Consider the following 12086-nt stretch of genomic DNA (forward strand, 5'->3'; position numbering starts at 1 on the left):
CTGCCCACTTCCGCATTTAGATCATCCCGCCCAACGCCGGACACAAAAAAGCCGGCCCAAAGGCCGGCTTAATGATATCAGATCAACGCTTAGCTGCGGTCACCCGGACGGTGCCAGGGGTTGTGATCATCATCACTGCTGTCATCGTCACGGTCATCATCGGAACCGGAGGCGCGATCATCGTCCGCGACGTCATCATTCGATTCATCGGGCTGCGGATCTTCAGATGCGCCCTGCTTCCTTTCCTGCATATCACGCTCAGCCTTATCGGCACGTTCCTGAGCTTCCTCCCAGCCATCCGGCGGCGTCACGTCGGTACGCGCCATCAACTGATCGAGCTGATCGGCGCCGATGGTTTCGTACTTCATCAGTGCCTCTGCCATGGCATCGAGGATATCGCGGTTGTCATGCAGGATCTGCGACGCCTTCTGGTAGCAGTCGTCGATGATACGCTTTACTTCGGCATCAATGCGCTTCTGCGTCTCTTCGGACATCGGCTTGCTGCCTTGCCCCATGCCGCGACCGAAGGGATCATCATCCTCTTCACCATACAGCAGCGGCCCCAGATCTTCACTCAGGCCCCACTTGGTGACCATGTTGCGCGCCAGCGATGTCGCTTTCTGGATATCGTTGGAGGCACCAGTGGTCACACCCTCCTTGCCCAGCGTCATCTCTTCCGCCAGACGGCCGCCATACAGCGAGCAGATCTGGGAGATGATCCACTGACGGCTGTGACTGTAACGGTCCTCTTCCGGCAGGAACATGGTCACACCCAGCGCACGGCCACGCGGAATGATCGATACCTTGTATACCGGGTCATGCTCCGGCATAACGCGACCGATAATCGCGTGACCGGCTTCGTGGTAGGCCGTATTCAGGCGCTCCTTGTAGGACATCACCATGGACTTGCGCTCGGCGCCCATCATGATCTTGTCCTTAGCCTGCTCGAACTGTTCCATACCCACGGTGCGACGGTTGTTACGTGCCGCAAACAGGGCCGCTTCGTTGACCAGGTTGGCCAGGTCGGCACCGGAGAAGCCCGGGGTACCACGCGCGATCAGTTCCGGCTTGACGTCATCGCCCAGCGGCACCTTGCGCATGTGAACTTTCAAAATCTGTTCACGACCGCGGATATCCGGCAGACCGACATGTACCTGACGGTCAAAACGACCAGGACGCAGCAATGCCGGGTCGAGTACGTCTGGACGGTTGGTTGCCGCAATCACGATGATGCCTTCGGTACCTTCGAAACCATCCATCTCAACCAGCAGCTGGTTCAACGTCTGCTCGCGCTCGTCATTGCCGCCTCCCATGCCAACACCACGGTGGCGCCCCACGGCATCGATCTCGTCGATAAAGATGATGCAGGGCGCATGTTTTTTCGCCTGGTCGAACATGTCACGGACACGGGACGCACCCACACCGACGAACATCTCAACAAAGTCAGAACCGGAAATGCTGAAGAAAGGCACTCGTGCTTCGCCCGCAATCGCCTTCGCCAGCAAGGTTTTACCGGTACCCGGTGAACCCGCCATCAGCACACCGCGGGGGATATGTCCCCCCAGACGCTGAAACTTGCCAGGATCACGCAGGTAATCGACCAGCTCTTTAACCTCTTCCTTGGCCTCTTCAACACCGGCCACATCATCAAAGGTGGTCTTGATCTGGTCTTCGGCCATCATGCGCGCCTTGGACTTGCCGAACGACATCGGGCCACCCTTGCCGCCACCGCCGCCCTGCATCTGGCGCATGAAGAACATGAATACGGCGATGATCACCAGAATCGGAAAGGATGCCACCAACAGCTGGGTCCAGATACTCTGGCGCTCGGGCTGCTTGCCTTCAATCACTACGTTGTGCTGCAGCAGGTCATCAATCAGTTTGGGGTCCTGAACAGCCGGGCGCACGGTTTCAAAACGTTCGCCATTACTGCGCTGACCGACAATGGTGAAACCATCGATGGTCACTTTTTCCACTCGATCCGCCTGTACCTCGGCCACAAAGTCGGAGTAGCTCAACTTGCCACTCTCGTTTTCGGCACTGAAATTGTTGAAGACAGTGAGCAGCACCGCTGCGATCACCAGCCACAACACCAGATTTTTTGCCATATCGTTCAATGGAGCACCCTCTGTTCTCTCAATTCTGTCGGCCGCTTGTGATTGCCACTGTTACTGAATCAGCACCGCTTCGCAACCTGTTTTATCGTTGTACGCACTCTTCTGCACATCCGAGCAGGCACCTGATAGCGGCCCGTGCGCTGAATTTGATCGGCATGAGGCAAAAATGTTCCTTGCAGCACACACCCGTTGAACTGACAAACCGCCTGTCGACGGTCTCGAAGCCGTCAATGCTACTCAGTCCCGCAGGACTCAGGTAAAATAGCTGTTTATTTGATCAACGGGGCTACTCCCCCAATCAAGAGGCACCATATTCTAGTATGAGCTTGACGCCTGAGCAAAAGAAGCATTTCCGCACCCTCGGCCATAACCTGAACCCGATCGTCATGGTGGCCGGCAACGGACTGTCCGAAAACATCCAGCTGGAAGTGGACCGTGCGCTCGAAGACCATGAGCTGATCAAGGTTAAGTTTTCGGTTGGCGACCGCGAGGTGAAAAAGCAGATGATCCGCGAGCTCTGCGCCATCGTGGAAGCCACCCTGGTACAGGAGATCGGCAACATCGCGCTGCTCTACCGCGCGGCACAGCAGCCCAACCCCAAACTGTCCAATCTCATGCGCTGAGTTGCAGACATAAAAAAACCGCCGATCGCTCGGCGGTTTTTTTTGCCTAAAGGGCGGCTCAGAGATGAGCCACCTCGGCAATTTCATACTCGGTCATACCAGACGGCGTCTGTACCGCGGCAATATCACCCTCTTCCTTACCCACCAGCGCGCGCGCGATTGGTGAGTTGACGGAGATCTTGCCCTTTTTGATATCTGCTTCATCGTCACCGACGATCTGGTAACGCACCTCTTCGTCGGTATCGATGTTGATCAGATCGACCGTGGTACCGAAGATCACCTTGCCCGTATGCGGAATCTCGGTGACATCAATAACCTGAGCCTGAGAGAGCTTGTATTCCAGTTCACGGATGCGACCTTCAATAAAGCCCTGCTGTTCACGAGCCGCATGGTACTCGGCGTTCTCCTTGAGATCACCGTGTTCACGTGCTTCAGCGATCGCAGCGATCACCGTGGGACGCTGAACCGACTTGAGGTCGGCCAGCTCTTCCCGCAGCATTTTTTCACCGGCAACGGTCATCGGAACGCGTTTCATTCTGCTACTCCTGCATGCAGGTCCTGCAGACGACGGACCATCTTCTCTTCACCATACTTCAGCGCTTCGGCAGTTGCCGCTGCACCAGCCAGCGTAGTGGTATAAGGCACCTTGTGCTGCAGCGCCGAACGACGGATCTCGGCGGAGTCAGCAATTGCCTTGCGACCCTCGGTAGTGTTGATCACGTAGCTGATCTCACCGTTCTTGATCATGTCGACGATGTTCGGACGACCTTCAGCCACCTTGTTGACGCGAGTAACCGCCAGACCTGCCTCTTCCAGCAGCGTTGCCGTACCAGCAGTCGCAACCAGAGAGAAGCCCAGCTCAGCCAGATCCTTGGCAACCGGAACGACCGCCGCCTTATCAACGTCACGTACAGAGATAAACGCCTTGCCAGTGACTGACGGCATCTTCTCGCCGGCACCGATCTGCGCCTTCATGAACGCCTCGCCGAAAGTGGCGCCCGTACCCATGACCTCACCGGTAGATTTCATTTCCGGGCCAAGAATCGGGTCAACACCCTGGAACTTGTTGAACGGGAACACCGCTTCCTTGACATTGAAGAACGTAGGCACGATTTCTTCGGTGAAGCCCAGCTCCTGCAGGGTCTTGCCAGTCATGACACGCGCCGCGATTGCAGCCAGAGAGGTGCCGATGCACTTGGAAACGAACGGCACGGTACGGGAGGCACGCGGGTTCACTTCGATGACGTAGATTTCGCCATCCTGGTAGGCCAGCTGCACGTTCATCAGACCGATAACGCCCAGTTCCAGCGCCATCTTGCGCACCATTCCACGCATTTCGTCCTGCACGTCAGCCGCCAGGCTGTACGGCGGGAAGGAGCACGCCGAGTCACCGGAGTGAACCCCAGCCTGCTCGATATGCTGCATGATGGCACCGATGACTACGGTCTTACCGTCGCTGACCGCATCGATATCAACTTCAACGGCAGCATTCAGGAAGTGATCCAGCAGCACCGGCGCGTCGTTGGAAACCTGAACTGCCGTAGTCATGTAACGACGCAGTTCGTCTTCCTTGTACACGATCTCCATGGCTCGACCACCCAGCACGTAGGACGGACGCACGACCAGCGGGTAACCGATCTTGCCGGCTTCGACGATCGCTTCTTCCAGGCTGCGCACGGTCGCGTTTTCCGGCTGCTTCAGACCCAGACGCTTCAGCATCTGCTGGAACTGCTCACGGTCTTCGGCACGGTCGATCGCTTCCGGGCTGGTACCGATAATCGGCACCCCGGCTTCTTCCAGGGCAACCGCCAGTTTCAGCGGCGTCTGACCGCCGTACTGAACGATTACACCCTTCGGCTGCTCAACATTGACGATCTCCAGTACATCTTCCAGCGTGATCGGCTCGAAGAACAGACGATCGGAGGTGTCGTAGTCGGTGGATACGGTTTCCGGGTTACAGTTGACCATGATGGTCTCGTAACCGTCTTCGCGTGCCGCCAGCGCTGCATGTACGCAGCAGTAGTCGAATTCGATGCCCTGACCGATACGGTTCGGGCCACCGCCGATAACCATGATCTTGTCGCGGTCGGACGGATTAGCTTCACACTCTTCCTCATAGGAGGAGTACATGTAAGCAGTATCAGTAGCAAACTCAGCGGCACAGGTATCCACACGCTTAAATACCGGGCGCACGCCCTGCTTCTGGCGCTGCTTGCGGAACTGTTTCTCGCTCACACCCAGCAGTGTTGCCAGACGGGCATCAGAGAAGCCCTTGCGCTTGAGGCGGAAGATCTGATCCTTGTCCAGCTCGCCCAGAGCCGTTTCGGATACACGCTGCTCGTCCTTGATCAGATCTTCGATCTGCACCAGGAACCAGGGATCAACACCGCTCAGCTTGTAGATTTCATCGACACTCATGCCGAGGCGGAAAGCATCACCGATGTACCAGATACGCTCGGCACCCGGCTGAGTCAGCTCGGCAACGATAGTGTCACGCGCATCTTCAGCTTTCAGATCCACGATCGGATCAAAACCGGTAGCACCCACTTCCAGGCCACGCAGCGCTTTCTGCAGGGACTCCTGCTGAGAACGGCCGATGGCCATCACTTCGCCCACGGACTTCATCTGAGTGGTCAGACGGTCGTTGGCCTGCGGGAACTTCTCAAAGGTGAAACGCGGGATCTTGGTGACGACATAGTCGATGGACGGCTCGAAGGACGCCGGGGTACGACCACCGGTGATGTCGTTCTGCAGCTCGTCCAGGGTGTAGCCCACGGCCAGCTTGGCGGCGATTTTGGCGATCGGGAAACCGGTTGCCTTGGACGCCAGCGCTGAAGAACGGGATACGCGCGGGTTCATCTCGATCACCACGACGCGACCGGTCTTCGGATCGACACCGAACTGAACGTTGGAACCGCCAGTCTCGACACCGATCTCACGCAGTACCGCGATCGATGCGTTACGCATGATCTGGTACTCCTTGTCGGTCAGCGTCTGAGCCGGTGCAACGGTGATGGAGTCACCAGTGTGCACACCCATGGCATCGAAGTTTTCAATCGAGCAGACGATGATGCAGTTGTCGTTCTTGTCGCGAACTACTTCCATCTCGTACTCTTTCCAGCCGATCAGGGATTCATCGATCAACAGCTCGCTGGTCGGCGACAGGTCCAGACCACGCTCGCAGATTTCGATGAACTCTTCACGGTTGTAGGCGATACCACCACCGGTGCCGCCCATGGTGAAGGACGGACGGATGATCGCCGGGAAACCGATGGAATCCAGCACCTGCAGGGCTTCTTCCATGCTGTGGGCGATCGCCGCACGCGGGCACTCCAGGCCAATGTTTTTCATCGCCTTGTCGAAGCGCTCGCGGTCTTCCGCCTTGTCGATGGCATCCTGGCTCGCGCCGATCATTTCCACGCCGAATTCAGCCAGCACGCCTTCGCGATCCAGGTCCAGCGCACAGTTCAGCGCGGTCTGGCCACCCATGGTCGGCAGCAGCGCATCGGGGCGCTCTTTTTCAATGATCTTGGCAACGGTTTTCCAGTTGATCGGCTCGATGTAGGTCGCGTCCGCCATCGCCGGGTCGGTCATAATGGTCGCCGGGTTGGAGTTGACCAGGATAACGCGGTAACCCTCTTCACGCAGCGCCTTACACGCCTGGGCACCGGAATAGTCGAATTCGCAGGCCTGGCCGATCACGATCGGGCCCGCACCAAGGATGAGAATACTGTTAATGTCCGTACGTTTTGGCATCTGTCTTAACCGGTCGTCTCTGTTACTGTCACTGACTTGTCAGGGTGCTATCAGGCCTGACGGGCTTTCATCTGTTCAATGAAACGATCGAACAGCGGCGCCACATCATGCGGGCCTGGGCTGGCTTCCGGGTGTCCCTGGAAGCTGAACGCCGGAACATCCGTACGTTCGATCCCCTGCAGTGAACCGTCGAACAGGGATTTGTGGGTTGCACGCAGGTTCGCCGGCATGCTGTCCTCATCGACGGCGAAACCATGGTTCTGGCTGGTGATCATCACGTGCTTGCTGTCCAGATCCTGCACCGGATGGTTGGCACCGTGGTGACCAAACTTCATCTTGAGGGTCTGTGCACCGGAGGCCAGTGCCAGCAACTGGTGACCCAGACAGATACCGAATACCGGCGTGCCGGTCTCGAGGATCTCGCGGATCGCGGCAATGGCGTAATCACAGGGCTCGGGATCACCCGGGCCATTGGAGAGGAAAACACCGTCCGGGTTCAAGGCCAGCACGTCTGCAGCGGGGGTCTGGGCCGGCACCACGGTCAGGCGACAGCCACGCTCGACCAGCATCCGCAGGATGTTGTGCTTCACACCAAAGTCATAGGCAACCACATGGAACGGCAGATCTGCATCAGCCTTTTCCTCATGGCCTTCGCCCAGCTTCCAGGTGCTGGAGCGCCAGTCGTAACGTTCAGTCACGCTGACTTCTTTTGCCAGATCCATGCCTTTGAGGCCCGGGAAAGCGCGCGCAGCCGCCAGAGCCTTTTCCTCGTCCAGATTTTCGCCGGCCAGGATGCAACCGTTCTGCGAGCCTTTCTCACGCAGAATTCGGGTCAGGCGGCGGGTATCAATGTCCGCGATACCGACAATATTGTTGTCCTTCAGGTACTGATCCAGCGTTTTTTCGCTACGGAAGTTGCTGGCCAGTAATGGCAGGTCACGGATCACCAGGCCGGCGGCCCAGGTCTGGGTGGATTCTGCATCTTCGGCATTGACGCCGGTGTTGCCGATATGTGGATAGGTCAGGGTCACAATCTGGCGGCAGTAGGAAGGATCGGTCAGAATCTCCTGATATCCAGTCATGGAGGTGTTGAAAACCACCTCACCACTGGATTCACCATCGGCGCCAATTGCTATTCCCCTGAAAATGCTGCCGTCTTCAAGGGCTAGAATGGCTGGTCGCGTCAATTGAACCTCCCCGCGCGTGCGCTGCATAGTCTGGACAGTTGGATAGTATACGTGCAAAAAAGCGAGGCAAAACTGGACGCTTACCTCGCTTCTAGTAATCTGGCTGTTATCGACCTGCACTCGTAGCAGGCTAAACCCCGGTATTCTAGACGATCCACGCCTTCGAGTCCACGCACGATCTCGTTCAACCGCGTCACCGGACTGTCACAAAACTTTCATAGACTGTCGCGCGAAAACAACATTACAAGCAGGCACGTGATGAAGATTTCCACCCTGGCACGACTGTCGTCCCTGACCCTCCTTACAATGCTGGTTGCCCTGACCCTTTCAGTCATCTGGTCACTGAAGCAACTGGACGAGGCATTCCGCAACAATACCAATTACCAGGACTATACTCTGGAAATTCAGAACCGGATCGAACAGCCGGCGAACCGTTACCTGACTTCCGGCGATGCCAGCGAACTGACTGTCATCGAGAATGGTATAGAAGAAGCCCTTGCGACCAATGCCGATATGCTCTGGCTCGACGAACAGGCCCGCCAGCTCATCCAGACATCACTGTCTCACATGCAGGCACAAGCCCTGCCTGAACTTCGCGCTGCCGGCAAACTGGCCGCCCCTCAGGCCCTGCTGATCAATAACGAGCGAGAGCTGGCTTATAGCCTTAACAGTCTCAGTGAATACGCTCAAAAGGGTGCCGCTGAGATCGGACAGCAGGCAGCAGCACTTGAGTACCTGCAACTGAGCGCCCAACTCCTGGCCGAGCTCCACCATCTTACACTGCTGCGTCAGCACTACTTTGCCCAGCTGGATAACGATACGCTCAAGTCCATTGAGCAACACCTTGAGCAGATGCAAAAGACCGCCGCCAGCATCCAGGCACTTCCCGTGCTGGGCTTGTACAAGGTCAGCGAAGTCGACCCCATGGCCGAACTTATGGGCTGGGACACGACTCAAAACCGAATCGAGCTCGGTGAAGAACCCCGAGCCCAGATTCATGACCTGATCGGTCGCTACCCCAAGGAACTTCAGAACGCCGGCAAGTTCAGTCAGCTGAAGCTGCGCGGGCAAGCGACCGCCAGCAATGCCCTGCAGGCCCTCAAACAGGAACTTGAACAGGTTGAGCAGGCCCTTAATGCCTCCTACCGCGAAACCCTGAACAATACCTACTGGATTCTGGGTATCTCCGTCGCCCTGTTGCTGGTTACCGGCTCACTGATGGGTCTGCTGCTGAATCGTCTGGCAGCCTTGATCAGCGCTGGCTGTCGTTTCATTGCTCAACTCGCCGCCGGTGAACTGGCGGCATCGATCCATTTCGACAGTCGCTTCGAGGAAGCACGCAGCCTGGACAACGCTCTGAACAAGCTGCAAACCTATTTCAAGCAGTTGATCAACGAAATCAGCCAGCAAACCGGTCTGCTGTCAGCCCTTCAAGCCAGAGCAACCGACAGCTCGGCCCGCATTGAAAACGTTGTAAACCAGCAACAGCAGCAAACAGCTGATTCTGCTGAACAGATGCAGCAGCTCACCAATTCCTACCAGGATGTTGCCAGCAGTGCCGGTAATACCAGCACCGCCACCCATCGGGTACAGCAGCAGGTCCAGCAGGGCAGCGAACAGATCGTCAAGACCAGTGACTACGCCCTGCAATTAAGCCAGGAAGCCGAACGTACCGAGAACAGTATCGAGCAGTTGCGACAAGACACCCTGGCGATCGGCGAAGTGCTCAGCGTTATTCACGGCTTTGCCGACCAGACCAACCTGCTGGCCCTGAATGCTGCAATAGAAGCCGCGCGCGCCGGCAGTGCCGGCAGAGGCTTTGCTGTCGTGGCGGACGAGGTACGCAATCTTGCCAACAACACGGCGCAATCAGCTGAGCAGATCCAGTCCATCATCAATAAACTTAACGATGCATCTCGCACAGCCAGCGACTGTGTCGATACACAGAAGGGACTTGTTGACGCTACGGTCAAAGCCATCGAAGAGGCACGCGAATCCATTCATGAGATCGACTGCGCGATTGGGGATATTTCCGATATGAATGCGATGATTGCAGCGGCCACAGAACAGCAGTCTCAAACCACGACACAGATTCAGGAAACCATTAATCTGAGCGCTTCTCTGGCCACCGATGCCGCCACAGAAGCCAACAATAACCGAACACTCGCGTTGGAACTCGAAAGCATCAGTGGCTCGTTGACTCGCATGATCAGCCGCTTCGACCACAGTAGTCACAAGGAATCATAATTAAAATCAGCCACATACTTGACACCCAAGAGTGATAGTGGAAAAATGCGCCTTCCTTAGCCCAGATAGCTCAGTCGGTAGAGCAGGGGATTGAAAATCCCCGTGTCGGTGGTTCGATTCCGCCTCTGGGCACCAAAATTCTTCAAAAGAGCCTCGCGAAAGCGGGGCTTTTTTGTTTCTGCTGTCCCGCACAAGTGATAGCCAGCGAGGCTCTGAAGCCTAAGCGCCCCCGACCCGAAGGGGTTAGGCCGGGAGCCACTTAAACAGGTTAAAACTTGACCTGCATGCCTGCCAGGAAGCCTGGATCGGTATTCTCGGCATCGGTATCACCGACTTCCGCAAAGACGCTGACGTTTCTCTGGGCCGGGAACTTGTAGGTTGCGTTGGCATACCAGCCGGTCACCTCATCTCCTGCGTCCTCATCCCTGTTCTGGATACCCAGTGCCACTTTTGTCGTTTCCGCTACTGGAAAAGCCGCCACCAGGTTGTACACATCAGCCGTACCGTCCATAGACCCATAATCGGCACCGAAAGTCGCAAAGCCGGCATCGTACTCAACGCCAATGCCCCATGATGTTACTGCTGCAGCCCCAGGAGCCTGATAGTCCTGATATGCCACCATCATGCTCAGGTCAGCGACAGAGGTCGAAACAAACAAGTCAGTGGAGGAGTTGCCATCACTATTTGAATTACCTTCAGCTTCCAGATCTGTGGATACGGATACAAAGACGTTTTCGAACTGAGCATCGATACGCACAACATCATCACCGGCATCATCATTCAGGTCGAAGATGTCATCCTCAACGACGGTTTCATACGCTTGCTCAACACTGAACTCATCAGTGGAGTAGTTCTGTTTACCAAAGCGCAGATCAATGTTGTCGAAGCGTAGCCCCAGGTAAGCTTCTTCCAGCTTGCCACTACCTTCAGCTGATGGATCATTGGCTTTTTTGTCGAAGCTGTAGTCCAACTGGCCAAAGGCTGCCATATTGTTGCCCAAGTCATAGCTCAAGCGGTTTTTCAGTTCCAGATCGTCAAACTCCAGGTCAATATCCCTTTCCGGACCGATTTTCTGACGCAACTGAACCTGCAGATCCCCTTTTAGCTCATATTTGAGGCCATGGTTCTCATAGATCGTGGCAGCCTGAACGGAACCAGCCAACATGGCTGCAGCGACTGCAGAAGTCAGTGCTACTTTCTTCATCTTATAACTCCACATACGTTATGGGCTTCTTGTTATTGTTAGGGCTCAGGCCAAGCCTGATACCGACTAACGCTGTTTGTATCAGCCACATTACAGAGCAGTTATAGATGGATGAACCTATTGAAAATAAAGAGCATTTTGACCTTATAGGCGATTAACTTCATAAAGTTCACCGGCAAAACGATTGCATTCGGCCAGCTCAGGTTATGTATCAGGGAAGCCTGCGAGGGCTGCAATGAACAGCAGAAAGCTCGACACACAAGCCTGCCCCTGAATACGCCCTGTACCTGAAGGCCAACCAGCAGGGAGGATGCCGCGCCCCATGCTGCGAAGAAAGGCTCAAAGCGCTGGTATCACTACCTGCAGAAGATGCGGCTACGACTTTTTAGCGACGTGTTAATTTTTAGGAATTATTCCTATATCCCCGAGTGACTGAAGCTACTATTCTGTTTATCGAGGTTTACAGGATGTAATGATCTGAGTGGAGTCTCAGTACCTCAACGCCTGCGTCGGAGGCACGCAGCGGCTGACATGGAAGTCGGTGACAGGGCCCTAAGCAATGGATGCGCCGGGGCCCTTCTTTCCCCCCTTTTTATCCACCGGCGGACTCGCCTCATCTTTCCAGCGTCATCCCAAGTCTTTTCCGTGTCTCTCCCTGTCCCGTGACCGCTTGAATAAGCGCCGTGGATAACGCCTGTTATGCACAGCCATAAACCTGTCGAGCCTTACACCAGCCAGGACAGGTTATGCACAAGCCTTCTGTGCGTCACAGTTGATGTTCGGCTCGGGAGGCGTTATTCACACACGTACGGTTATCCACAATGCACCCCTGCTCGCCGCTGCGCCCATGAGGCAAGAACAGCCAGACGCTGTTCTGAGACAGCTCAATAAAACGCCGGTGTGCTGCTGATGCGAGGCTAGCGTGACAGGAACAGACTGAGCAAGCGGAATC

The 12086-nt window shown here is 56.0% G+C and carries 7 protein-coding genes and 1 tRNA gene; 3 read left to right on the plus strand and 5 right to left on the minus strand.

The window, feature by feature from the left end:
* Positions 1-89: 89 nt before the first annotated feature.
* Positions 90-2108 (minus strand): ATP-dependent zinc metalloprotease FtsH, encoded by a 2019-nt coding sequence (gene ftsH / locus ABD013_RS18385; protein ID WP_343809131.1) that lies wholly within the window; start codon positions 2106-2108, stop codon positions 90-92.
* Between the two features lie 329 nt (positions 2109-2437).
* On the opposite strand from ftsH, the gene ABD013_RS18390 reads away from it, so the two are divergent.
* Entirely contained in the window at positions 2438-2740 is a 303-nt protein-coding gene (locus ABD013_RS18390) for a YhbY family RNA-binding protein (protein WP_343809132.1), read from the plus strand.
* 58 nt (positions 2741-2798) lie between these two features.
* Here ABD013_RS18390 and greA read toward each other — a convergent pair whose 3' ends face one another.
* From greA to carA, 3 genes are read right to left on the minus strand one after another with little or no spacing between them, the layout of a single operon-like run.
* A complete protein-coding gene (gene greA, locus ABD013_RS18395) occupies positions 2799-3275 on the minus strand; it encodes a transcription elongation factor GreA (RefSeq protein ID WP_343809133.1) in 477 nt (158 codons plus the stop codon).
* Positions 3272-6496, minus strand: coding sequence for a carbamoyl-phosphate synthase large subunit (gene carB / locus ABD013_RS18400; RefSeq protein ID WP_343809134.1), 3225 nt, complete (start codon positions 6494-6496; stop codon positions 3272-3274). Before carB ends, greA begins: the two co-directional genes overlap by 4 nt.
* A 50-nt stretch (positions 6497-6546) precedes the next feature.
* Complete coding sequence (gene carA, locus ABD013_RS18405; RefSeq protein ID WP_343809135.1) at positions 6547-7683, minus strand: glutamine-hydrolyzing carbamoyl-phosphate synthase small subunit; 1137 nt, start codon at positions 7681-7683, stop codon at positions 6547-6549.
* A 258-nt stretch (positions 7684-7941) separates the two neighbouring features.
* Between carA and ABD013_RS18410 the strand changes: the two genes are divergently transcribed.
* Together ABD013_RS18410 and ABD013_RS18415 are read left to right on the plus strand one after the other, a co-directional pair.
* Positions 7942-9930 (plus strand): methyl-accepting chemotaxis protein, encoded by a 1989-nt coding sequence (locus tag ABD013_RS18410; protein ID WP_343809136.1) that lies wholly within the window; start codon positions 7942-7944, stop codon positions 9928-9930.
* 59 nt (positions 9931-9989) lie between these two features.
* A tRNA-Phe gene (locus ABD013_RS18415) sits at positions 9990-10065 on the plus strand.
* Positions 10066-10198: 133 nt separating this feature from the next.
* On the opposite strand, the gene ABD013_RS18420 is transcribed toward ABD013_RS18415, so the two are convergent.
* Positions 10199-11134 (minus strand): porin, encoded by a 936-nt coding sequence (locus tag ABD013_RS18420; RefSeq protein WP_343809137.1) that lies wholly within the window; start codon positions 11132-11134, stop codon positions 10199-10201.
* Positions 11135-12086 lie beyond the last annotated feature (952 nt).

Source organism: Marinobacterium maritimum, from assembly GCF_039523155.1.
Taxonomy (GTDB): Bacteria; Pseudomonadota; Gammaproteobacteria; order Pseudomonadales; family Balneatricaceae; genus Marinobacterium; species Marinobacterium maritimum.